The sequence below is a fragment of the Streptomyces malaysiensis subsp. malaysiensis genome (assembly GCF_040653035.1).
Taxonomy (GTDB): domain Bacteria; phylum Actinomycetota; class Actinomycetes; order Streptomycetales; family Streptomycetaceae; genus Streptomyces; species Streptomyces malaysiensis.
Window position 1 is genome coordinate 41,294 of sequence record NZ_JBEZNG010000044.1, and the last position, 23,233, is coordinate 64,526.

Annotated in this window: 24 protein-coding genes and 1 riboswitch; of the genes, 1 reads left to right on the top strand and 23 read right to left on the bottom strand. The window is 71.2% G+C overall.

Annotated elements, in window-relative coordinates:
- Positions 1–45 precede the first annotated feature (45 nt).
- The 9 genes from AB0E24_RS43025 to rpsB form a co-directional block, all read right to left on the bottom strand.
- Entirely contained in the window at positions 46–1,083 is a 1,038-nt protein-coding gene (locus tag AB0E24_RS43025; RefSeq protein ID WP_359385278.1) for an ABC transporter ATP-binding protein, read from the bottom strand.
- A complete protein-coding gene (locus tag AB0E24_RS43030; RefSeq protein ID WP_093702249.1) occupies positions 1,084–2,697 on the bottom strand; it encodes an ABC transporter permease in 1,614 nt (537 codons plus the stop codon). It abuts the gene before it with no gap.
- Between the two features lie 104 nt (positions 2,698–2,801).
- The gene (locus AB0E24_RS43035) at positions 2,802–3,875 is read right to left on the bottom strand and encodes a thiamine ABC transporter substrate-binding protein (RefSeq protein WP_359385280.1); all 1,074 of its coding nucleotides are present in this window, start codon (positions 3,873–3,875) and stop codon (positions 2,802–2,804) included.
- Positions 3,871–3,975: riboswitch (TPP riboswitch) on the bottom strand. Its footprint overlaps the gene before it by 5 nt.
- 73 nt (positions 3,976–4,048) lie before the next feature.
- Positions 4,049–5,155, bottom strand: a complete 1,107-nt coding sequence (rlmN, locus tag AB0E24_RS43040; protein ID WP_069866409.1) for a dual-specificity RNA methyltransferase RlmN — start codon at positions 5,153–5,155, stop codon at positions 4,049–4,051.
- A gap of 72 nt (positions 5,156–5,227) precedes the next feature.
- Positions 5,228–6,406 carry a phosphatidate cytidylyltransferase gene (locus AB0E24_RS43045; protein ID WP_347236593.1) on the bottom strand — a complete coding sequence of 393 codons (1,179 nt, stop codon included), beginning with the start codon at positions 6,404–6,406 and terminating at the stop codon, positions 5,228–5,230.
- Positions 6,406–6,963, bottom strand: a complete 558-nt coding sequence (gene frr, locus AB0E24_RS43050) for a ribosome recycling factor (protein ID WP_030834259.1) — start codon at positions 6,961–6,963, stop codon at positions 6,406–6,408. The genes AB0E24_RS43045 and frr overlap by 1 nt, the downstream gene beginning before the upstream one ends.
- 104 nt (positions 6,964–7,067) lie before the next feature.
- Positions 7,068–7,850 (bottom strand): UMP kinase, encoded by a 783-nt coding sequence (gene pyrH / locus AB0E24_RS43055; protein ID WP_069866413.1) that lies wholly within the window; start codon positions 7,848–7,850, stop codon positions 7,068–7,070.
- Positions 7,851–8,005: 155 nt separating this feature from the next.
- Positions 8,006–8,842, bottom strand: a complete 837-nt coding sequence (gene tsf / locus AB0E24_RS43060) for a translation elongation factor Ts (protein ID WP_069866415.1) — start codon at positions 8,840–8,842, stop codon at positions 8,006–8,008.
- A 110-nt stretch (positions 8,843–8,952) separates the two neighbouring features.
- Positions 8,953–9,876, bottom strand: a complete 924-nt coding sequence (gene rpsB / locus AB0E24_RS43065) for a 30S ribosomal protein S2 (protein ID WP_079259131.1) — start codon at positions 9,874–9,876, stop codon at positions 8,953–8,955.
- Positions 9,877–10,504: 628 nt separating this feature from the next.
- Between rpsB and AB0E24_RS43070 the strand changes: the two genes are divergently transcribed.
- Positions 10,505–11,188 carry a M23 family metallopeptidase gene (locus AB0E24_RS43070; protein WP_359385285.1) on the top strand — a complete coding sequence of 228 codons (684 nt, stop codon included), beginning with the start codon at positions 10,505–10,507 and terminating at the stop codon, positions 11,186–11,188.
- Positions 11,189–11,216: 28 nt separating this feature from the next.
- Here the strand turns inward: AB0E24_RS43070 and AB0E24_RS43075 are convergent, their stop codons facing one another.
- From AB0E24_RS43075 to rimM, 14 genes are all read right to left on the bottom strand, one after another.
- Positions 11,217–11,756 (bottom strand): TetR/AcrR family transcriptional regulator, encoded by a 540-nt coding sequence (locus AB0E24_RS43075; RefSeq protein ID WP_069866896.1) that lies wholly within the window; start codon positions 11,754–11,756, stop codon positions 11,217–11,219.
- A gap of 93 nt (positions 11,757–11,849) precedes the next feature.
- The gene (gene whiG, locus AB0E24_RS43080; RefSeq protein WP_069866419.1) at positions 11,850–12,683 is read right to left on the bottom strand and encodes an RNA polymerase sigma factor WhiG; all 834 of its coding nucleotides are present in this window, start codon (positions 12,681–12,683) and stop codon (positions 11,850–11,852) included.
- A gap of 129 nt (positions 12,684–12,812) precedes the next feature.
- On the bottom strand, positions 12,813–14,303 hold the full coding sequence (gene dprA, locus AB0E24_RS43085) for a DNA-processing protein DprA (RefSeq protein WP_359385287.1): 1,491 nt from the start codon (positions 14,301–14,303) through the stop codon (positions 12,813–12,815).
- On the bottom strand, positions 14,303–15,931 hold the full coding sequence (locus tag AB0E24_RS43090; protein ID WP_359385289.1) for a YifB family Mg chelatase-like AAA ATPase: 1,629 nt from the start codon (positions 15,929–15,931) through the stop codon (positions 14,303–14,305). The genes dprA and AB0E24_RS43090 overlap by 1 nt, the downstream gene beginning before the upstream one ends.
- Complete coding sequence (locus tag AB0E24_RS43095) at positions 15,931–16,290, bottom strand: YraN family protein (protein WP_359385291.1); 360 nt, start codon at positions 16,288–16,290, stop codon at positions 15,931–15,933. Before AB0E24_RS43095 ends, AB0E24_RS43090 begins: the two co-directional genes overlap by 1 nt.
- 114 nt (positions 16,291–16,404) lie before the next feature.
- The gene (locus tag AB0E24_RS43100) at positions 16,405–16,713 is read right to left on the bottom strand and encodes a DUF2469 domain-containing protein (protein ID WP_009714730.1); all 309 of its coding nucleotides are present in this window, start codon (positions 16,711–16,713) and stop codon (positions 16,405–16,407) included.
- Between the two features lie 39 nt (positions 16,714–16,752).
- The gene (locus AB0E24_RS43105) at positions 16,753–17,286 is read right to left on the bottom strand and encodes an NUDIX hydrolase (RefSeq protein WP_079259129.1); all 534 of its coding nucleotides are present in this window, start codon (positions 17,284–17,286) and stop codon (positions 16,753–16,755) included.
- On the bottom strand, positions 17,279–18,046 hold the full coding sequence (gene lepB, locus AB0E24_RS43110; protein ID WP_359385293.1) for a signal peptidase I: 768 nt from the start codon (positions 18,044–18,046) through the stop codon (positions 17,279–17,281). Before lepB (AB0E24_RS43110) ends, AB0E24_RS43105 begins: the two co-directional genes overlap by 8 nt.
- A gap of 147 nt (positions 18,047–18,193) precedes the next feature.
- On the bottom strand, positions 18,194–19,153 hold the full coding sequence (gene lepB / locus AB0E24_RS43115; RefSeq protein ID WP_359385295.1) for a signal peptidase I: 960 nt from the start codon (positions 19,151–19,153) through the stop codon (positions 18,194–18,196).
- The gene (lepB, locus tag AB0E24_RS43120; RefSeq protein ID WP_359385297.1) at positions 19,080–20,273 is read right to left on the bottom strand and encodes a signal peptidase I; all 1,194 of its coding nucleotides are present in this window, start codon (positions 20,271–20,273) and stop codon (positions 19,080–19,082) included. The genes lepB (AB0E24_RS43115) and lepB (AB0E24_RS43120) overlap by 74 nt, the downstream gene beginning before the upstream one ends.
- Positions 20,266–21,102, bottom strand: coding sequence for a signal peptidase I (lepB, locus tag AB0E24_RS43125; RefSeq protein ID WP_069866430.1), 837 nt, complete (start codon positions 21,100–21,102; stop codon positions 20,266–20,268). Before lepB (AB0E24_RS43125) ends, lepB (AB0E24_RS43120) begins: the two co-directional genes overlap by 8 nt.
- A gap of 83 nt (positions 21,103–21,185) precedes the next feature.
- The gene (gene rplS / locus AB0E24_RS43130) at positions 21,186–21,536 is read right to left on the bottom strand and encodes a 50S ribosomal protein L19 (protein WP_014055193.1); all 351 of its coding nucleotides are present in this window, start codon (positions 21,534–21,536) and stop codon (positions 21,186–21,188) included.
- Between the two features lie 132 nt (positions 21,537–21,668).
- Positions 21,669–22,499, bottom strand: coding sequence for a tRNA (guanosine(37)-N1)-methyltransferase TrmD (gene trmD / locus AB0E24_RS43135; protein WP_069866432.1), 831 nt, complete (start codon positions 22,497–22,499; stop codon positions 21,669–21,671).
- Positions 22,496–23,185 (bottom strand): ribosome maturation factor RimM, encoded by a 690-nt coding sequence (rimM, locus tag AB0E24_RS43140; protein WP_359385300.1) that lies wholly within the window; start codon positions 23,183–23,185, stop codon positions 22,496–22,498. Before rimM ends, trmD begins: the two co-directional genes overlap by 4 nt.
- Positions 23,186–23,233: the final 48 nt, after the last annotated feature.

A 23,233-nucleotide genomic window follows, 5' to 3' on the forward strand; every position in this document is an offset into this window, starting at 1 on the left:
ACAGCCCCGGCCGGGAACCCGGCCTCACGACCCCGAACCCCCGCCTCAGGGCTCGGGGTCCAGCAGCACCACGTCGGCCGGGTCGAAGACCGCCCCGACCCGGGCGCCCGCCTCCGGGGCGTCCCGCAGGGCACAGGACGCCTCCAGATGCGGTGCGGCCGGGTCCGACAGCCGCAGGATGAGCGCCACATGGTCGCCACGGAAGGTGCGCGCCGCCACGGTGCATTCCAGCCCCTTCTCGGGGTCGGTCAGCCGTACCCCGGCCGGGCGGACCAACAGCCTTCGGGGGCCCGGCCGGGAGCCGGGCGGCACGGGGAGCTCGCCCCAGCAGGTGTCGGCGACCTCACCGTGGACGATCGCCTCGACCACATTGTCGAAGCCGAGGAAGCGGGCGACGAACTCGGTGGCGGGCCGCTGCCACACCTCCAGCGGGGTGCCGGTCTGGGCGATCCGGCCGTTCTCCATCACCACCACCCGGTCCGCGAGCGCGAACGCCTCGCCCTGGTCGTGGGTGACCGCGAGCACAGTGGTCCCCAGCTGTTCGAAGAGCTCGCGGAGCTCCACCACCAGCCGCTCCCGCAGCCCGCGGTCGAGCTGGCCCAGCGGCTCGTCCAGCATCAGCAGCTTGGGCCGCGGGGCCAGCGCGCGGGCGAGCGCCACCCGCTGCTGCTCACCGCCGGAGAGCGAGTCGACGGGGCGGCGCTGGGCGCCCGGCAGCCCCACCAGCTCCAGCAGTTCGGCGACCCGGCGATCCACCTCCGCGCGCCCCACCTTGCGCATCCGCAGCCCGAAGGCGACATTGCCGCCCACGTCCCGCTGCGGGAACAGCTGGTGGTCCTGGAACATCAGCCCCACACCGCGCCGGTGTGTGGGCACCCCGCTCTGGTCGCGTCCGGCGAGCCACACCCGGCCGGTGTCGGCGCGCTGAAGCCCGGCCACCACGCGCAGCATGGTGGACTTGCCGCTTCCGCTCGGGCCCAGCACACAGACCGTCTCGTGTTCGGCGACCGCCAGCTCCACGGCGTCCAGCGCGTCGCGCCGACCGAACCTTACGGTCACCTCGTCCAGTCGCAGCAGCGTCATTCAGAACTCTCCGGAACGGTCGGTGCGGATGCGCTCGAGCGCCAGCAGCGATCCGGCGCAGACCAACATCAGGATGGTGCTCAGGGCCATCGCCTGCCCGTAGGTGAGCTGTCCGGCCCGGCCCAGGAACCGGGCGATGGCCACCGGGAGGGTCGGATGGTCGGGGCGCGCGATGAAGACGGTCGCCCCGAACTCGCCCAGGGAGACGGCGAACGCGAAGCCCGCCGCGACCGCCACGGCCCGTCCGACCAGCGGCAGGTCCACCTCCCGCCAGACCCGCCATGGGGACGCCCCGAGCACGGCCGCCGCCTCCCGGAGCCGGTGGTCCACCGCCCGCAGCACCGGCAGCATGGTCCGTACGACGAAGGGCACGCCCACCAGGGCCTGGGCGAGCGGCACCAGAACCCAGGAGGCACGCAGATCCAGCGGAGGCTCGTCCAAGGCGATCAGGAACCCGAATCCCACGGTGACAGCCGAGGTGCCCAGCGGCAGCATCAGCAGCGCGTCGAAACCCCGTACCAGCCTGCCCGCCCTGCGGGTGAGCGCGGCGGCGGCGAGACCGCCCACGACGAGGGCGAAGACGGTGGCGACCGCCGCGTACCAAAGGGAGTTCCCGACGGCCTCCAAGGGGGCCACGAAGAAGGTGCCTCCACTGTCGGCGGCCGACCGCAGCGCCTCGTAGTAGGTGAATCCATAGCCGTCCGGTCCGTTCAGCGAGCGCTCCACCAGCACCGCGAGCGGTGTCACGATCAGCAGCGCGACCACCGCCAGCACGCCCCACAGCAGCGCCCACTGGGCGGGGCCCTTAGGGCGGCGCGCCGTGCGGCCGGGGTCGACGAGCCGCAGGGCGCTCTCCCGGCGCCTTACGGTCCACGCGTGCAGGGCCAGTACGGCCGCGACCGCGGCGAACTGAACGAGCGTGAGCACCGCGGCCGTAGGCAGGTCGAGCAGCTGCGCGGTCTCCCGGTAGATCGCCACCTCCAGCGTGGCGTAGCGGGGGCCGCCGAGGATCTGGATCACGCCGAAGGAAGTGAAGGTGAACAGAAACACCATCAGCGCGGCGGCGGCCACGGCGGGGGCCAGCGCGGGCAGCGTCACCCGGCGCCAGGCCGACAGGCGGCTCGCGCCGAGCACTCGCGCGGCCTCCTCCTGGCGCGGGTCGAGCTGGGCCCACAGTCCTCCGACGGTCCTTACGACCACCGCGTAGTTGAAGAAGACATGGGCCAGGAGGATCGCCCAGACGGAGGTGTCGAACCGCATCCCCCACAGCTCGTCCAGCACCCCGCCCCGGCCGAGCAGCGCCAGGAAGGCCGATCCGGCGACGACGGTCGGCAGCACGAACGGCACGGTCACCACGGCCCGCAGCAGTCCCTTGCCGGGGAAGTCGAAGCGCGCGAAGACATAGGCGCCGGGCAGCGCGACCGCAAGCGTCAGGGCCGTCGACGCGACCGCCTGCCAGCAGGTGAACCACAGGACGTCCAGCGTCGCCGGATCGGCCACCACCTCGCCGATCCGGCCGAACCGCCACCGCCCGCCGACGCGCAGTCCCCGGGTGACGATGGCGACCACGGGATAGGCGAAGAAGACCGCGAAGAAGGCGAGCGGCACCGCCATCAGGGCGAGCCGGAGCACGATCGCGCGACGGCCGCCGCCGTCTGCCGTACCGGCCGTACCGGCCTTACGGTGGCCGGCGGCCGCCTTACGGTTCTCGCGGGGCTCTACAGGACCAGCGAGGACCATGTCTTGACCCACGGCTCACGGTTCTTGGCGATCTTCTGCGGCGCCAGGGTGGCCGAGTCGGCGATCCTGGCCCCGTATCGGGTGAACAGCTCCGGCAGCTTGGCGTCCTCGCGCACCGGGTTGACGTACATGTTCAGCGGGACGTCCTCCTGGAACCGCTTGCTCAGCAGGAAGTCCAGCAGCGCCTTGCCGCCCTTGGTGTTCCCCGCGCCGTTCAGCAGTCCGGCGAACTCCACCTGCCGGAAGCAGGTTCCGGTCGCCACCCCGGTGGGGGCCTGGGCTAGCTTGGTCTTGGCGTCGGCCACCTCGGCGGGCGGGCTCGATGCGTAGGAGACCACGAGCGGCCGGTCGCCCTTGCCGCCCCCTGCCGAGCCGGAGAAGCGGTCGTAGTACGCCTGCTCCCAGCCGTCGACCACCTCGACGCCGTTGGCCCGCAGCTTCTTCCAGTAACCCTGCCAGCCGTCGTCGCCGTACTTCGCGGCCGTGGCAAGGAGGAAGCCGAGCCCGGGGGACGAGGTGGCCGCGTTCTCGGTGACGAGGAGATTCTTGTAGGCGGGCTTGGTCAGATCGTCCAGTGTCCGGGGCGGCGACAGCTTCTTGTCGGCGAAGTACTTACGGTCGTAATTGACGCAGATGTCGCCGAAGTCGACGGGGGTGACGCGGTGCTCGGCCCGGTCGAGCTGAAGGGCCGCCGGGACCTTGTCCAGACCCTTGGCCGTGTAGGGGCTGAACAGGTCGTTGTCGAGCGTGCGGGACAGCAGGGTGTTGTCGACGCCGAAGAACACATCCCCCTGGGGGTGGCCCTTGGAGAGGATCGCCTGGTTGACGGCGGCTCCGGCGTCGCCCCCGGCCTGCACCCGCACCTTGTAGCCGGTCTCCTTGGTGAACTCCTTGAGGACCGCCTTGGAGGCCGCGAACGAGTCGTGCGTGACCAGGGTGACCGTCTTGGAGTCCGAGCCGCTTTTGGTGTCCTCGCCGCAGCCGACGAGCGCGCTCAAGGCCAGTGAGCCGAGGACGGCGGCTGAGATGGCACGCCGAAGCTGGCTGTTCATGATGATGCTGACTCCCTACGCCGGTATGACCCGGATCAGGTCCGAGGGTCTGCGGCCGTGCCGCACTCTCAGCGCTCTGAGCGCTCCCCTGTCGGAATGTTCACTTATACGGATGTTCACTTTGCTGACGATCGCATGATGCGACGATGCTCAAGCACCGTATCAGCCGGTCCTCAGCGCTCAGAAGCCGCCAGTTGCCCGCAGGCCCCGTCGATCTCCTGACCCCGGGTGTCGCGGACGGTCACCGGCACTCCGTGGGCCTCCAGGGCCGCCACGAACGCCTTCTCGTCCTCGGGCCGGGACGCCGTCCACTTGGAACCGGGCGTCGGGTTGAGCGGGATCAGGTTCACATGCACCCGGCGGCCCTTGAGCAGCCGGCCGAGCAGATCGGCGCGCCACGCCTGGTCGTTGATGTCCCTGATGAGCGCGTACTCGATGGAGACCCGGCGGCCGGACTTCTCCGCGTACTCCCACGCGGCGTCCAGGACTTCGCGCACCTTCCAGCGGGTGTTGACGGGCACGAGGGTGTCGCGCAGCTCGTCGTCGGGCGCGTGGAGTGACACCGCGAGCCGGCATTTGAACCCCTCGTCGGCGAACCGCAGCATCGCCGGGACGAGGCCCACGGTCGAGACGGTGATGCCGCGCTGCGACAGCCCGAGCCCGTCGGGCTCGGGGTCGGTGAGCCGGCGGATGGCGCCGACGACGCGGTTGTAGTTGGCCAGCGGCTCGCCCATGCCCATGAAGACGATGTTGGACAGCCGGGCCGGCCCACCGGGGATCTCACCGTCCCGGAGGGCCCGCATCCCGTCCACGATCTGGTGCACGATCTCGGCGGTGGACAGATTGCGGTCCAGCCCCGCCTGGCCGGTGGCGCAGAACGGGCAGTTCATCCCGCAGCCCGCCTGAGAGCTGATGCACATGGTGACCCGGTCCGGGTACCGCATCAGAACCGACTCCACGAGCGTGCCGTCGAAGAGCCGCCACAGGGTCTTACGGGTGGTGTCGTCGTCACAGCTGATGTGCCGCACCACGCTCATCAGCTCCGGCAGCAGCCCGGCGGCCAGCTTCTCGCGCGCGGCGGCCGGGATGTCGCTCCACTGAGCCGGGTCGTCGACATAGCGCGCGAAGTAGTGACGCGACACCTGCCCGGCCCGGAAGGGCTTCTCCCCGAGGGCGGCGACGGCCTCCCGGCGCTCGGCGGGCGTGAGGTCGGCGAGATGCCGCGGGGGCTTCTTGGCCCCACGCGGCGCGACGAAGGTGAGTTCTCCGGGCTTAGGCATGGTTTTCCCAGTGTCGCAGACGTACGAAGGGCCCCGCGCCCGGAGTGGCGCGGGGCCCGTGGGCCGGGGGTGTCAGCCGCCGCCCACGAAGATCACCAGCAGGAGCCACACCACCGGCGCGGTGGGCAGCAGCGAGTCGAGCCGGTCCATGATGCCGCCATGGCCGGGCAGCAGCTTGCCCATGTCCTTGATGCCGAGGTCCCGTTTGATCATGGACTCGCCGAGGTCGCCCAGGGTCGCGCTGACCGCCGCGGCGAGGCCGAGCAGCAGGCCCTGCCACCAGACGCCGTCCTCGATGAGGTACTGCATGCACAGGGCGCCCGCGACCATCGCGAAGCTCACCGCGCCCAGCAGTCCCTCACGGGTCTTGCCGGGGCTGATGCGCGGTGCCAGCGGATGCTTGCCGAAGCGCCAGCCCACCGCGTACGCACCCGTGTCGCTGACCACGGTCAGCAGCAGGAAGGTCAGGACCCGCCACGGACCGTCCCCGGTGTCGAGCATGAGCGCCACGAAAGTGGCCAGAAACGGCACGTAGAAGGCGGCGAAGACACCCGCCGTGACATCCCTGAGGTAGTTGTCGGGCGGTTCGGTCATCCGCCAGACCAGCACCGCGAGCGCCGTAAGGGCAACCGCCACCACCGCGCCCTGGGCGCCGCGCACATAGCCGGCGACGACCATGGCGACGCCGCCGACGGCGAGCGGGACCAGCGGGACCCGGATGTCCTTGCGCTCGGTGAGGCGCGAGGTCAGCTCCCAGAGCCCGACCACCACCGCGACCGCCACCACGCCGACGAATACGGGCTTGTAGATGAAGAGCGAGGCCACGATGATCACGCCGAGGCCGACGCCCACCCCTATCGCGGCGCGCAGGTTCCGGCCCGCGCTCTTCTTCCCCTGCCCGGCACCGGCACCGCGCGCGCCGCCGTCGGCGGAGGCCGGGTCGGGCGCGGGGTCGGGGGGCGTCGGCGGGCGCCCGGCGGGCGGCCGGGGTCCGGGCTGCGGCTCCCGCTCATCGCGGAAGAGGGGGCCGCTCAGCCGAGCGGCCCCCCGGTCACGGTCGGCGGCCTCGCCGGAGTCGCCGCCTGCGTGAGGCACGGTGGGCATGGGGCGAGTCTGCGCCGCCTCACCCACCTCGTGCGCGGGACCCGCCGAAGAAGTGGGCACCTCCCAGCCATAGCCGGGGGAGGTGCCCTGACCGCCCGGTCCCCGGAGTCCGGGGCTCGGTGGGGCCCCCCAGGAAGAGTCGTTCATCAGACCTCGAGCAACTCGGCTTCCTTGTGCTTGAGCAGCTCATCCACCTGCGCGACATACTTCGCCGTGGTGTCGTCGAGCTCCTTCTCCGCGCGGCGCCCCTCGTCCTCGCCGACCTCGCCGTCCTTGATCAGCTTGTCGATGGACTCCTTGGCCTTGCGGCGGACGCTGCGGATCGAGATCTTCGCGTCCTCGCCCTTGCCCTTGGCGACCTTGATGAACTCCTTACGGCGCTGCTCCGTGAGCTCGGGGAACACCACCCGGATGATGTTGCCGTCATTGCTCGGGTTGACGCCCAGGTCGGAGTCCCGGATCGCCTGCTCGATGTTGCGGAGCGCGGTCTTGTCGAACGGCGTGACCACGGCCATCCGCGGCTCCGGCACCGAGAACGACGCCAGCTGGTTGATCGGCGTCAGCGCACCGTAGTAGTCCGCCACGATCTTGTTGAACATCGCCGGGTGCGCACGCCCGGTGCGGATCGCGGCGAAGTCCTCCTTGGCGACCACAACGGCTTTCTCCATCTTCTCCTCGGCCTCGAGGAGGATCTCTTCGATCACCACTTGCTCCTGGTGTTATCAGTAAGCAGAGCCTCGCCCCTGCGTGCGTCTTCTCCTGCACGGTGTCCGACCGGCAGGCCGTTGTCCATCCCCCGTTCGAGCCGTCAGGCCCGGGAGCCCTGGTCGCTCACAAGCGTGCCGATCTTCTCACCCTTCACCGCACGCGCGATATTTCCTTCGGCCAGGAGCTCGAAGACGAGGATGGGCAGCTTGTTGTCCCGGCAGAGGGTGATCGCGGTGGCGTCGGCGACCTTGAGGTCCCGGGTGATCACCTCGCCGTACTCCAGGGCGTCGAACTTGACCGCGTCGGGGTTGCGGGCGGGGTCGGAGTCATAGACCCCGTCCACGCCGTTCTTGCCCATGAGCAGGGCCTGCGCGTCGATCTCCAGCGCCCGCTGGGCCGCGGTGGTGTCCGTGGAGAAGTACGGCATACCCATACCCGCCCCGAAGATGACCACACGCCCCTTCTCGAGATGGCGCACCGCACGCAACGGAATGTACGGCTCCGCGACCTGGCCCATGGTGATGGCGGTCTGGACGCGGGAGTCGATGCCCTCCTTCTCCAGGAAGTCCTGGAGGGCGAGGCAGTTCATGACGGTTCCGAGCATGCCCATGTAGTCCGAGCGGGCCCGGTCCATACCGCGCTGCTGAAGCTCCGCCCCGCGGAAGAAGTTACCGCCGCCGATGACGATGGCGATCTCGGCGCCGTCCCTGACCACGGCGGCGACCTCGCGGGCGATGGCGTGGACGACATCGGGGTCGACGCCGAGTCCCCCGCCTCCGGCGAACGCCTCGCCGGACAGCTTCAGCAGGAAGCGACCGTGTTTGGCCGCGCCGTGCGCCTTCTTGTCATCGGCGGCCTGTTTGACGTCCGCGCCGTGATTCATTGGAGATCTCCTCGTGCACATACGAAGAAGGCCACTGCCGGACGGGTCCTGTTACGACCTCTGCGGCAATGGCCTCCTCGTCACATCTGCGGCCGACCGGTCGACGGTTGGCTGCCTACGACCCTATCGGGGTCGCCGGTTATTCGCTGCTCGGCTCAGACGCCGACGCGGAAACGGGCGAAGCGCTTGAGCGAGACACCGGCCTCGTCGAGGACCTTCTGGACGGACTTCTTGTTGTCCTTGGCGAACGGCTGGTCCACCAGGACGTTCTCCTTGAAGAAGCCGGTGACGCGACCCTCGATGATCTTCGGCAGGGCACCCTCGGGCTTGCCCTCCTCGCGAGCGGTGGCCTCGGCGACCCGGCGCTCGTTCTCGACCGTCTCGGCCGGGATCTCGTCACGGGTGAGGAACTTCGGGGCGAAGGCGGCGATGTGCTGCGCGACGTCCTTGGCGACCGTGGCGTCTTCCTTGTCCAGCTCGACCAGGACGCCGACCTGCGGCGGCAGGTCCGGGCTGGTGCGGTGCATGTACGCCGCGACGTAGCCGCCGGAGAACTGCGCGAAGCGGTCCAGGACGATCTTCTCGCCGAGGGTCGCGTTGGCCTCGTCGACAAACGCCTGAACGGTCTTGCCCGCCTCGATCTCGGAGGAGAGCAGAGCCTCCAGATCGGCCGGGGAGGTCTTGGCGACGTGGGCGGCGATGGCGTCGGCGAGCACCACGAACTTGTCGCCCTTGGCAACGAAGTCCGTCTCGCACTTCAGCTCGACCAGCACGCCGGAGGACTTGTCGTCCGCGATGAGGGAGACGACGGCACCGTTCTCGGCGCTGCGGCCCTCACGCTTGGCCACGCCCTTCTGGCCCTTGACGCGCAGGATCTCGACGGCCTTGTCGACGCTGCCCTCGGCCTCGTCCAGCGCCTTCTTGCAGTCCATCATGCCGGCGCCGGTCAGCTCACGGAGCTTCTTGACGTCAGCGGCGGTGAAGTTCGCCATGATCTGTGAATCTCTTCTCGAAAGTCGAAAGCTCTACGGGTGAACGACGGGGGCGGCGCCACTGGCACCGTCCCCCGCCGTCATACACCGTCTGAGTGACGTCTTAGTGGTCAGCCCTGCTCGGTGCCCGCGGCGGGGGCCTCGGCAGGCTTGGCGTCCTCGGCGGGCTTGTCCGCGACGGCCTCGGCGGACTTGGCGTCCTCGGCAGGCTTCTCGGCGGCGGCCTCGGCCGGCTTGGCCTCGGCCTCGTCGGCCTTCTTCTCGCCCTCGAGCAGGTCGCGCTCCCACTCGGCGAGCGGCTCACCCGCGGCCTTGTCGGCCTTCTCGTCACCGGTGGCGACGCCGGAACGGGCGATCAGGCCCTCGGCGACGGCGTCGGCGATCACCCGGGTGAGCAGGGTGACGGAACGGATCGCGTCATCGTTGCCGGGGATCTTGTAGTCGACCTCGTCCGGGTCACAGTTGGTGTCGAGGATCGCGACGACCGGGATCCGGAGCTTGCGCGCCTCACCGACGGCGATGTGCTCCTTCTTGGTGTCCACGATCCAGACGGCGCTCGGCACCTTCTGCATCTCGCGGATACCGCCGAGGGTCTTCTCCAGCTTGGCCTTCTCGCGGGAGAGGACCAGGAGCTCCTTCTTGGTGAGGCCGGAGGCGGCCACATCCTCGAAGTCGATCTGCTCGAGCTCCTTCAGGCGCTGGAGGCGCTTGTAGACGGTCGAGAAGTTGGTGAGCATGCCGCCCAGCCAGCGCTGGTTGACGTACGGCATGCCGACGCGGGTCGCCTGCTCGGCGATGGCCTCCTGCGCCTGCTTCTTCGTGCCGACGAACATGATGGAGCCGCCGTGGGCGACGGTCTCCTTGACGAACTCGTAGGCGCGGTCGATGTACGACAGCGACTGGAGCAGGTCGATGATGTAGATGCCGTTGCGCTCGGTGAAGATGAAGCGCTTCATCTTCGGGTTCCAGCGGCGGGTCTGGTGCCCGAAGTGGACGCCGCTCTCCAGCAGCTCCCGCATCGTGACGACGGCCATGGCCGTACTCCTTGAAGTGCTCGGTTCCACGGCGGCCGGGCGGCCGCCGCTCCTGACGTCCCGGCGCGCCTGCCACGGACGGAGGCCCTTGCGGGAGGTCGTCCGAGGACCGAGGGGCGCGGCCACCGAGCTGACCGATGCGCGATCGGAGCGCCGGTGGCGGGGCGTGCGAAGTCGATCCGGTGACCCGGATCGCCATAAGAAGTGTACGGGACCGGTACGGTGCCGGGTGACGGCGTTATCCACAACCGGTGAGTAGTCCACCGATTCCGTCCATGATCCACCCGTTTCAGGCCGCCGGGCCACCGTGGAGTTCATGCGAAGGCTTGTGGTGGGGTGGGCGCTTGCCCTGGTGATTCTGGCGCCGTCGGTGCTGATGGCGTCCTCGATGCCGAGGGTGTCGTCGGCGCTTCCGGTGTCGACGGCGCGGACAGCGACTCTTCCGGCGGTACCTCTTCCGGCGGCGCGGGCCGCGGCGGCGGGTCCAGGCCCGGCGGGTCGGGGCGCGGCGCGGGAACCGGGGCCGGGGGCACGCGCACCGGATCCGGGGTCGGGGACGAGGCCGAGAGGGGAGCGGTCGAGGCCGGACGGGGAGCGATCATGGCCGGTCGACGGCGCGCCGGGAGCGGTGCGGCCGGCCGTGCTGAGGGGCTGGCGGCCGCCTCCGGCGCCCTGGGCGGCGGGGCATCGCGGGGTCGACCTCGCGGCGCGCCCGGGCGAGCGGGTCCGGGCGGCGGCCGCGGGACGGGTGAGCTTCGTGGGCCCGGTCGCGGGCCGTGGGGTGCTGGTGATCGAGTTGTCCGGGACCGGCGTGCCTCCGCTGCGCACCACCTACGAACCGGTGCGCGCCACGGTGCGCAAGGGGGAGCGGGTGGCCGCCGGGCAGGTGGTCGGCGTGGTGGCACCAGGCCCCTTCCACTGCCCGCCGGGCTGTCTGCACTGGGGGCTGCGGCGCGCCGACCGCTACCTCGATCCCCTGTCGTTGCTGCCGCCGTCGATGCTGCGGGGCGGGCCGTCCCGGCTGCTTCCGGTGTTCGGGGTGCGCGACGCGCCCATGGTCTCCGCGCTCGCCTCCCCCGCCGGGGACACCCGTCTGCCGACGGCTGCTGCGCTCATGGCGGCGTCCCTCTGGGCCCGGATCCGTCTGGGTCGCCCGAATGCGTCCAGGCCGCGGCGCCCGCGGCCTGGACGCATTCAGATCCGTTCGCGCCGCGGCGCCCCGCGCACCCAGAGCCGTCCGGGCCAGGCCCCGCGCGCCCCAGGGGACCCACACGCTCAGTGGGGCGGGTGGGGCAGGCGGGCAGGTAGGTAGGGCGGGCGGTGGAGAGGATCGGCGGGGGTCAGCCCTGGACACCGCGCAGGGCCATGGCGACGGCCGCCTCGGTGATCCGCTCGGGGTCCTCAGCCGCGCCGAGCTCGATACGCCGGACCGCCGCGTCCACGACGCCCTGGAGCAGCACGGCCGAGAGCCGGGGCTGCTCATGCCCGAGAGCCGCGAGGGCCTCGACCACCATGGCGATCAGCCCGCCATGGGCGGCCCGGATCTTCTCCCGCGCGCCCGCGTCCAGCTCACCGGCGGAGATCGCCACCACCGCACGGTGCCGTCGGTCGCCGACGAGCGCCAGCTGCCGCCGGACATACGCCTCGACCTTCGCCTCCGGCCCGTCGGCCCGCTCCATGGCGGCCTCGACCTCGGCGGCCCAGACCGGGAAGTCGACGGCGCACAGTTCCTCGACCACGGCGGCGCGGGAGCGGAAATACTCATAGACGGAGGACCGTGCCAGTCCCGTGTGCTCGGCGAGGGCAGGGAAGGTCAGCGCCTCCGTACCGCCCTGGGACAGCAGGGTGCGGGCGGCCTCCAGAAGGGCCGCGCGCTGCATCGTCCGGTGCTCGGCCACTGAGGCCGCTCGAATCCTGGGCACGCGAACACTCTACGGAAAAGGGCACCCGGAGGGCGATGCCGAAGGGACGATTCAGCGTCCGACGTCGGCGAGTTTCGCCCGCAGCTGGAGCACCGATTTGGTGTGGATCTGGCTGACCCGGCTCTCGGTGACGCCGAGCACCTGGCCGATCTCGGCGAGCGTGAGCCCCTCGTAGTAGTAGAGCGTGACCACGGTCTTCTCCCGCTCCGGGAGAGTGTTGATCGCTCGGGCGAGCAGCCGCCGCAGCTCCCGGTCCTCGGCCACCTCGACCGGGTTGTCGGCGGCGGTGTCCTCGAGGGTGTCCATGAGGCTGAGCCGGTCGCCGCCCTCGCCGCCGACGTGCAGCAGCTCCTCCAGCGCGACCACATTGGCCAGCGACAACTGGCTGAAAACGCCGTGCAGTTCCTCGAGGCTGATGCTCATCTCGGCGGCCACCTCGGCCTCCGAGGGGGTGCGGCGCAGCTGAGCCTCCAGCGTGGCATACGCCCGCTCCACGGCCCGGGCCTTCTGACGGACCGACCGCGGGATCCAGTCCAGCGCGCGCAGCTCGTCGATCATCGCCCCGCGGATCCGGGTGATGGCGTAGGTCTCGAACTTGATGGCGCGCTCGGGGTCGAACTTCTCGATGGCGTCGATGAGTCCGAAAACCCCGGAGGAGACGAAGTCCGCCTGCTCGACGTTGGAGGGCAGCCCGACGCTGACCCGGCCGGCCACATATTTCACCAGCGGTGAGTAGTGCAGGATCAGCTGCTCCCGCAGCCGACCGTCGCCCGTGGTCTTGTACGACCGCCACAGCTCGTCGAGCGATGAGGGCGCGGCGGGGTGCACCGCGCCGCGGGCCGCGGGCGGCGCCGCGCTGTCAGACCCGGAGATGTGCTGGGGCATTCGTCGCCTTGAGCCGTTCTGCCATGACATGGGTGAGGACGTACGCTTCCGCCGGAAACCTTGTGAGCGTAGCGTGACTACGGCGTCGCGGTATGCGAAGGGTGTCGGCTCGGCGGTGTGCGGATACGGTCATCGCCTCAACCCTTTCACCCGATTGCCCCGATTTGGGGGATCGCCTCGCCGTACGCCGCCGCTCGGGCGCACGGGACGGACCAACTCCCATCGATCGCCATGTCGTTCGACAAAGCCCAGGGCGAGCAGTTCATGGAGCCGGCCCAGGGCCTCGTCACAGCCGGTCCCGGAGTCCCGGGCCACATCCTGCAGGGCGTTACCGCCTCGTGCCGACAACGCTTCCAGCACCCGCGCCGTCACGGGATCGAGCAGGTCCCGCTCGACCAGCGGCCCCCGCCGCTCCGGGGCGAGGTCCCCGATACCGCCGACGAGCTCGGCCACTTCGGCGGCGTCGGAGACCAGGACGGCCTCGCCGCGCAGCAGTTCATGCACCCCGGCGGAGAGCCCGCTGGTCACCGGCCCCGGCACCCCCATGGTGGACCGCCCGAGCTGTTGTGCCCGGCGCGCGGTGACCAGTGATCCGCTGCGGTACTGGGCCTCGACCACGACCGTGCCGCGGGTGAGGGCGGCGATGACCCGGTTGCGGAGCACGAACCTGGCGCGTGTCGGATGGGCTCCGGGCGGCAACTCGGCCAGCACCAGGCCCTGTTCCGCGATGCGCTCGATCAACTCGGCATGCCCGCGCGGATAGGGGACATCCACACCGGAGGCGAGCACCGCGATGGTGGCCCCGCCGGCGGCGAGCGCCCCTCGGTGAGCCGCGCCGTCCACGCCGTGGGCCGCGCCGGAGACGACCACCCAGCCCCGCTCGGCGAGTCCGGTGCCGAGGGCCGCCGCGACATGCGCGCCGTAATCACTGCAAGCCCGTGCGCCCACCACGGCGACCGAGCGCAGCGCCCACATTCGCAACCCGGCCGGGCCGCGCACCCATAACCCCACCGGGCGAGCGTCGCCGAGATCGTCGAGCTGACCTGGCCAGTCCAGATCCCCGGGGCAGATGAAGCGCCCTCCGCACCGGGCGATCAGCGCAAGGTCGGCGACCGGGTCCACTCCGGCCGCCCGGAGGGCGCATCCGGCCAGCCGGTCCCCGGTGGCCCCGGGCGGGGGCTTGCCCTTCCCGGTAAGCGCCCGCCACAGCGCCACCGGGCCCATGCGGCGCAGCCAGCGCCCCACCGCCTCGTCCCCGGGCTCCACAAGCCGGGTGAGCGCCGCCCGCGCCAGACGCTCCTCATCCGGAACGCCCCGCCCCTCGGGGAGCCGCTGACCGTCGTCCACGACGCCCTGCCCCTCCGGATGTCCCTGGCCCTCATCCGCGACGCCCCACCCCTCGGGGAGCCCCTGACCCTCATCCGCGACGCCCCGCCGCTCTGGGAGCCCCTGCCGCTCGTCCGGGGTCCCGCGCCCCTTCGGATGTCCCTGACTCTCGTCCGCGCCTTCCCGCCCCTCGGAGAGCCCCTGACCCTCGACCGTGACGCCGTCCCGCTGCCAGAGGTCGGAGAACAGGGCGGGGACGGTGCCACGGTCGCCGTCCGCCGAAGGCATGGACATCAGTGCTCCCCCGCCGCGACGGGCACCCCGCGGCGGATCCCGGTGCGCAGTTGCAGCGCCTGGGCGATGTCCGGCGCCATGGGCCGGTCGTGCCCGGCCAGGTCGGCGACGGTCCAGGCGACCCTCAGCACCCGGTCGAGCCCCCGGGCGGTGAGCAGCCCGCGCTCCATATCGCGCTCGGCCTCGCGCAGCGCACCGGGGACCGGCTGCCAGCGGGTGCGCAGCTCATGGCCCGGCACCTCGCTGTTCAGCCGCCAGGGCGTGTCCAGGAGGCGGGCGGCGGACCGCTCACGGGCCTCCTGGACCCGGGCCGCGACGGACTCGCTGCTCTCGGCCCCGGCACCCCCTCCGGTGAGCTCGGTCCGGCTCACCGCCTCGACACGGACCCGCAGGTCCACCCGGTCCAGCAGCGGTCCTGACAGCCGTGACTGATAGCGGCGGACCGTGGCGGGCGAGCATTCGCAGACATCGCCCAGCAGCCCATGGCGCCCACAAGGACAGGGGTTGGCCGCCAGCATCAGCAGGAAGCGCGCCGGCATCCGCATCATCCCGGCGGAGCGGGCCACCACCACATGCCCCGACTCCAGGGGCTGCCGCAGGGCGTCCAGCGCCTTCCCGCTGAACTCGGGAGCCTCGTCCAAAAAGAGCACTCCGCGGTGGGCCAGCGAGACCGCGCCGGGTCTGGGCAGGCCGTTTCCCCCGCCGACGAGCGCGGCCATGGTCGCCGAGTGATGCGGGGCGCAGTACGGCGGGGTCTGCACCAGCGGCTGCCCCGGCGGGAGGACACCGGCGACCGAATGGACCGCGGTGACCTCCAGGGCCTCCTGCTGGGTGAGCGGCGGCAGCAGCCCCGGCAGCCGCTCGGCCAGCATGGTCTTCCCGGCGCCCGGAGGCCCGCTGAGGAAGAGGTGGTGCCCGCCCGCGGCCGCGACCTCGAGCGCGGTGCGCGCGGCCCGCTGCCCGGCGACGTCGGCCAGATCGGGCCGCCCCGCCCCCGCCCCCGCCCCGGGCACCGCGGCGACGCCGGTGCCCATACCGGCGCCGGGCACGGTGAGCCCCGCGAGCATCGGATCGGGGCGGCCCAGCTCCTGGGGCTCCTCCTCCTCGGGCACCGGCGCGTCCGTCAGCACCGCGATCAGCTGGCGCAGGCTCCGCACGCCCAGCACCGAGACGCCCGGCACCAGGGCCGCCTCGGCCGCCGTCTGCTCGGGGACCACGACCTGGCGGTAGCCCGCCTCGGAGGCGGCGAGCACGGCGGGCAGCACCCCACGGACCGGCCGCACTCGGCCGTCCAGGCCCAGCTCACCGATCATCATCAGGTCGGCGATCTCGCGCGGGTCCACCCGCTCGGCCGCGCCGAGCACCGCACAGGCCACGGCCAGGTCGAAGCCGCTGCCGCCCTTGGGAACAGAGGCCGGGCTGAGGCCGACGGTGAGCTTTCTCTGCGGCCATTCGCCGCCGGAGTTGACCACGGCCGCGCGAACCCGGTCCCGGCTCTCCACCAGGCTCTTGTCGGGCAGTCCGACGAGTGTGAAGGCGGCCACTCCCGGCTCCAGATCGGCCTGGACCTCCACCACGACGCCCTCGACCCCGACCAGCGCCACCGAGCAGGTGCGGGCGAACCCCATCAGACCACCCCTCGCACATGCTCGACCACGGGCGCGCCCCGGCGGGGCAGCACGACCGCCACCACATCGATGCGGACCCCGCCCGGCGGCGGGCCGCCGTGCCGCTCCAGCCAGCGCTCCGCCAACCGCCGCAGCCGCTCGGTCTTATCCGGCCGGACGGCCGCCATCGGGTGCTCGTAGCCACCCTCGCGGCGCGTCTTGACCTCGCACATCACCAGGGCCCCGGCGTCGAGGGCGACGATGTCGACCTCGCCCTCCCGGCACCGCCAATTGCGCTCCAGGACGGTCATCCCGGCTTCCGCAAGCATGCGGACCGCCACATCCTCGCCGTAGCGGCCCAGCGCTCCTCGGGCGTTCATTCGGCACCACCTCCGGCACCGACTGTGACGCCCCCGCGCCCCACTCAGGGATCTTGGAGCATTTCTGTGGACGGCCGCCCGGCTGTGGACAACTCAGTCACCCGGAAGGGGGAGTCAACCGCCGGGAAGGTCGAGGTCGCTCTTGTTCAGCTCCTCGATATTCACGTCCTTGAACGTGAGAACCCGTACCTGCTTCACGAAACGGGCCGGGCGATACATGTCCCAGACCCAGGCGTCGGCCATCGACACCTCGAAAAAGACCTCACCCTGGACCGAGTGCACCTGCATCTCGTAGTCGTTGGTGAGATAGAAGCGGCGCTCGGTCTCGATCACATATTTGAACAGACCGACGACATCGCGGTACTCCCGGTAGAGCTTCAGCTCCATCTCGGTCTCGTACTTCTCGAGGTCCTCGGCGCTCATGGCATGTTCCCCTTCAGCCGTGCGTCCCCCCATTGTGCGTCAGACGCGCTCAGTCTCCAGGATCACCGGTGCACTCGGGGGTCCCTCGACGAGCAGCGTACGCAACAGTTCCGCCAGCCGTGTCGGGTACACCGGCTCGGTGGTCGCGGCCAGATCGTCCGCCGTCCACCACCGCAGCCCGGCCACGCTGCGCCGCTCCAGCTCCGTCAGCCCGCCGCCGGGGCGTGCCGGGGTCTGCCGGGTACGGCACAGGTAGTACCACTCGTCCTGGTCCCAGCGCCGCCCGGCGAACGGGAAGGAGCAGATCCGCCGCCACAGCAGCGGGCCGAGCCGCACATCGGTGATCCCGGTCTCCTCCGCGAGCTCCCTGAGGGCGGCCTCCTCGCGGCTCTCCTCGCCCTCCAGACCGCCTCCCGGGGTGAACCACCACGTGGACGACGGATCGTCCGGTTCGAAGCCGTGCAGCAGCAGGATCCGGTCCTGCGGATCCAGCAGCACCACCCGTGCGACCTTCCGCAGCCGCCGCTCGTCCCCGTCGGTCCGCTCGGCCGCGCCGGCCCCCTCGTCAGCCACTCGCGGCCACCTTCCCCTTCGCCGTCTGCCCCTGTCGCGCGCCGCCCGCCCTGCGGCGGACGTACGGCCCGTGGGCCGCGCCCCCCAGGATCAGCACGGCGCCGACAATGATCGCTATCAGTATCGGCCCCAGCGGCCCAGGCTCCGAGGTCCCGCCCGGCAGCGCCTTGAAGGCATCGGGCCGCCCCACCGTGCCCCAGGACCCCAGCGGCCAGGCGGTGGCGTCCACCCGGGCGTCCACCGCGCCCCGCTCCACGGCGCCGCCCGCCTCGTCGGTGAGATGCACCCGTGAGTCGAGGGAGTCGCTGCGGTGGTCGCCCAGCAGGAACAGCCGGTCCTTGGGCACGGTGGTGGAGAAGACGGTGGAGGACGCCTGCTCCCCCTTGCGCAGATACGGTTCATCGAGGACCTTGCCGTTCACCCGCAGCCGGCCCTGCTTGTCACAGCACTCGACCCGGTCGCCGCCGACCCCGATGACCCGCTTCACCATGGGCAGGTCGCCCCACACGTTGTCGCGGAAGACCACCACATCGCCGCGGCGCACCTCGCCGCCGTCGACCCGCTGCGCCAGCACCCGGTCGCCCTTGCCGATCGTCGGCGCCATGGAGTCGGTGGGGACGGTGTACGGCTTGTAGAGCACCGCGCCCCAGACGAAACCTCCGAGGAACAGCACACACCCGACGGCCACCGCCAGCCCGGACAGCACGCTGCCCGGCGTACGCCGCGGCGTGCCGCCCCCCACCCCTTGGGCTCCGCTCATTCCAGTGCTCCCGCCGTACGCAACAGACGTAGAAGATCAGGTTCCGTGTGCCCTGGGACACACGGAACCGCACCCTACCCGGCGGTACGGGCCCCGTCAGCAGTCGGCGGTCAACCGCTCCGTCCGGCCCTGGGCTCCCAACCGGACCTAGGCTCCGGACCGGGCCTCGGCTCCGGTCCTGGCCTCGGCCTCCTCCCGGACCTTGGCGATCAGCCTGCGGCGGCGCCACAGCACGATCGGCACCGCGCCCGCGAGCCCCACGGCCGAGGGGGCCACCGCGGCGGCCGCGCTCAGACCCGGCTGGTCGAAGGTGCTCGGCACCGACAGGGTGGACCAGCGGTCGATGGGCCAGGCGACGACGATCGCACGCCCGACGACATCGTCAACCGAGACCGTGCCGTCGTGCAGATTCTGGTGGTAGCGGGAGTCCAGCGAGTCCTGGCGGTGGTCGCCCATCACCCAGATCCGGCCCTCGGGCACCTTGATCGGGCCGAACGGCTTCTCGTCACAGGGAGTGTTCCCGGGGAAGATGTACGGCTCGTCCAGCGGTTTGCCGTTGACCACGACCTTGCCGCCGCGCTTGCAGGAGACGGTGTCCCCGCCGACCGCGATGACCCGCTTGATCAGGTCCTTCTCCTCCGCCGACGGCATCAGCCCGATGAAGCTGAGCGCCTTCTGGATGCCCTCGGCGATCGGGCCGGAGCTCTTCGTCTGGGTCTCGCCGAGCCAGCCGCCCGGGTCGTGGAAGACGACCACCTCGCCGCGCTCCGGCTCGGAACCGAACCACGGGGTGAGCTTGTCCACCAGCACCCGGTCGCCCCGCTGGAGGGTGTTCTGCATCGAGTCGGAGGGGATCGAGAACGCCTGCACCAGGAAGGTCTTGATCAGCAGCGCCAGGGCCAGCGCGATGATGACCAGGATCGGCAGCTCCTTCCAGAAGGAGCGCACCTTCTTGGCCTTGGCGGCCTTCCCGGGGCCGTCCGGCCGCCCCGAGCCCGGCCGCGCCGGTTCCTCGTCGCCGGACCCGGGCGGATCAGTCGCGCCGGGCCCGTCCGGAGGGCCGGAGGGTTCCTGCCCGCCATCGGCTCCGTGCGGGCGCGGCGCCATGGGCGGGGCCTTGTCCGTGGGTGCACCGGCTTCGGGCGCCTCGTCCGCCCCGTCCGCTCCGTCCGTGGGAGGCTCCCCCCTCGTCCCGGGCTGCCTCTCGGGCTCTTCGTGACCGGATCGTGCGCCGACCGCCAAATCCCCCACATCCACTCCTCACGCCTGACTGCCGCCTGCCCCACGAACGGCGCAGGATCACCACTCCCATAACGAGCGGGAGTTCCGCAGGGATCGGGAGCTGGACCATCGCTTGCTGATCTACGGAGGACAGCCTATGCGCCGAGCCCTCGGCCTGCGTTGCCCCGCTCGGCGCGTCCTTCACCGAGGCGTAGGTGCCCGGCTCCTCGAGCCGCCGCATGTGCCCGAACGGCCACGCGATCACCACGGCGCGGCCGACCACCATGTTGTCCGGCACCGTGCCCTGATAGGGCTCGTCGAGATGGACGCGTGAGTCCGCCGAATTGGACCGGTGATCGCCCATCACGAACATCCGCCCCTGGGGGACGGTCACCTTGAACTGCCTCTGTGACGGCGGGTTGCCGGGGTGCAGATACGGTTCGTTCAGCGGCGTCCCGTTGACGGTGACCTTACCGTTCGTATCACAGCACGCCACCGTGTCGCCGCCCACCGCGACCACCCGCTTGATCAGGTCCTGCTCGTCGGAGGACGGCAGCAGGCCGATGAAGGTCAGGAACTCCTTGCCCTGCTTGATGACCGGCGGGTCGTTCTTGGGAGGCTTCCGCTCGTCGTCCAGCCAGCCCCCGGGGTCCTTGAACACCACCACATCGCCGCGCTCCGGCTTCGAGCCGAACCACGGGGTGAACTTGTCCACCAGCACCCGGTCGCCGATCCGGATGGTCTGCTCCATCGAACCGGACGGAATGACGAACGCCTGCACCAGGAAGGTCTTCAGGACGAGCGCGATCACCAGCGCCACGCCCACCAGTATCGGTATTTCCTTGACGGCCGAACGGCGCCGCCTGCGCTTGATACGGCGCTGGATCCTGCGCCGCTCCGCACGCCCGCCGACCCGGCGCTCGCCCGGCGCACGCGAGGGGTCCACACCGGCGGGCGGGCCCCCGGCCTGGCGCGCCCTGGTACGGGGCCGCCCGCGCTTACCCATGGGCACCACCGGAGACCGCGGACGGTATGCCGCCGGGCGCCGCGGGCACATCGGCGAAGGTGTCCGTCCGGGGCACGGCGGACCAGCGGCCGAACGGCCAGCCGATCCATTCGGCGCGGCCGATCACCTTGTCGACGGGGACGGTGCCGCCGCCCGGTGCGCCCAGATAGTCGCGCGAGTCCCGGGAGGCGTCACGGTGGTCGCCCATCACCCACAGCCGTCCCTCGGGCACGACGGTGTCGAAGCGCACCCGCGATGGCCTGTCTCCGGGGCGCAGATAGCCCTCGTCCACCGGCTGACCGTTCACCTCGATCCTCCCCCGCTTGTCGCAGCAGGTGACCCGGTCACCACCAATGCCCACCACGCGCTTGACGTAGTCGGACTCGGCCGGTTCGGCCAGCCCGACCGCCGCGGCCGCCTTGCGCAGCAGACCCGTCACCGGATTCCCGGACGGCTCCTCCTCGCCGAAGGAACCGGCTCCGTCGAACACGACAACGTCACCGCGGCGCGGATCGTCCCCGAAACGGTAGGCGAGCTTGTTCACAAGAACCCGGTCCCCGGGGCGGAGGGTGTTCTCCATCGAACCGCTGGGGATCAGGAACGGCTGCATCACAAAGCCGCTCACCAGCAGCACGAGCGCGGCACAGGCCGCCGCGAGCAGCGCCGCCCGCCGCCATCGCCCGCCCCCGGTCAGCCATTCCGGCAGCCACCGGGCGGACGGGGGTTCCCCGGCCCGCGCGGGAGCATGCGAAGAGCGCGACCGCTCCCCGTGCTCCTTCTCGGAGCCCGGGGAGCGGTCGCGCTCCGCGAGCTGTCCTTCGGTGTTCATCGGGCCAGAGCCTATCCGGCCCGGCCGGATGATCCGGCGGTAGCTCAGTAGTCGCGCAAAATCGCCGCGATACAGCCGCGAACTCAGTTGTCGCGCTTCTCCTTGATCTTGGCGGCCTTGCCGCGGAGGTCGCGCAGGTAGTACAGCTTCGCCCGGCGCACATCACCGCGGGTGACGACCTCGATCTTCTCGACGATCGGGGTGTGCACCGGGAAGGTGCGCTCGACGCCGACGCTGAAGCTCACCTTGCGGACGGTGAAGGTCTCACGGACGCCGGAGCCCTGGCGGCGGATGACAACGCCCTTGAACTGCTGGACACGGGAGCGGTTGCCCTCGATGACGCGGACGTGGACGTTGACGGTGTCGCCGGGGCGGAAGGTCGGGATGTCGCTGCGCAGCGACGCGGAGTCGACGGTGTCGAGCAGGTGAGACATGATCGTCTGCTTTCTTCGCCGATGCCACAGGTCATCAGCGGAATATCGGATGATGATTCGGAGTGCCGCCCTCATCGGGTGGGCGTCGGTCCCCCTGTGGCAGGGGCGCACACCCGGACGTACGGCAGCGGCCTATTCTTCCACGGCCCGGTCCGGCCGCCCAAATCGGGCCCCACCGGTCCCGGGCAGCTCTTCCCAGCCCAGCTCGGTGAGGAGCGCGCGGTCGTGCTTGTCGAGCGTGGCCGGATCGCAGCGCTCGATCAGATCGGGGCGGTTCTCGCTGGTGCGGCGGAACGCCTCGTCCCGGCGCCAGCGGGCGACCCTGCCGTGGTGGCCGCTGATCAACACCTCCGGGATGGGGCGGCCGCGCCACTCGGGGGGCTTGGTGTAGACGGGCCCCTCCAGGAGATCGGCCATCGCGCCGGGGGCGAAGGAGTCGTCGCGATGCGACTCGGCGTTGCCCAGCACACCCGGCAGCAGCCGGGCCACCGCCTCGGTGATCACCAGCACCGCGGCCTCGCCGCCGGCCAGCACATAGTCACCGATCGAGACCTCGTGGACCTCGAGCCGCTCGCCGTACTCCTCGATCACCCGGCGGTCGATGCCCTCGTAGCGGGCGGGCGCGAAGACCAGCCAGGGGCGCTCGGCGAGCTCCACGGCGAGGGCCTGGGTGAACGGACGGCCGCTCGGGGTCGGCACGATCAGCGTGGGCTTGACCAGCCCCTCGGCCTCGCCCGACTCCATGATCGAGTCAAGCGCCTCGCCCCAGGGCTCGGGCTTCATGACCATGCCGGGGCCGCCGCCGTACGGGGTGTCGTCGACCGTGTTGTGCCGGTCGTGCGTCCAGGCGCGCAGATCGTGGATCCGCACGTCGAGTTGGCCTCGGGCGCGCGCCTTGCCGACCAGCGAGACGTTCAGCGGCTCCAGGTACTCGGGGAAGATCGTGACGACGTCGAGCCTCATGACGACTCACCACCCTCACGGCCGCCCGCGGCCTCCTCCTTACGAACGCCACCGGTGTCGCCCCTGCGAACGCCATCGGTCTCATCCTTGCGAACGCCGTCGATGTCGTCCTTACGGTTGCCCTCGGAACGGTTGCCCGCGGTGTCGTCCTTACGGTTGCCCGCGATCTCCGCCTCGGCCTCGTCGAGCAGGCCCGGCGGCGGGTCGATCACGGCGCGCTGCGCCTCCAGATCGATCTCCGGCACGACCTCGGAGACGAACGGGATCATCACCTCGTCCCCGCCGGGGCGCTTCACGATCAGCAGGTCCTGGTACGGCAGATGGGAGATCTCGGAGATCCTCCCGACCTCCGCGCCGTCCACGGTGACCACATCGAGGTCGATCAGCTGATGGTCGTAGAACTCCTCGGGATCCTCGGGGAACTCCTCGGGGTCGACCTCCGCGATCAGCAGGATGTTGCGCAGCGCCTCCGCGGCGTTGCGGTCGCGTACGCCGTCGAAGCGCAGCAGCAGCCGGCCGCTGTGCACCCGGCCGGTCTCGATGGTCAGCGGCCCGGCCGAGGCGGGCTCGGTGGCCAGCACGGCCCCCGGGGCGAGCCGCAGCTCCGGCTCGTCCGTCCGGACCTCGACGGTGACCTCGCCCTTGATGCCATGGGCACGGCCGATCCGCGCGACAACCAACTGCACGATGCGATGTCCCTTCACGCACACGGGCCGGGGACGGCCCAAAGCCCT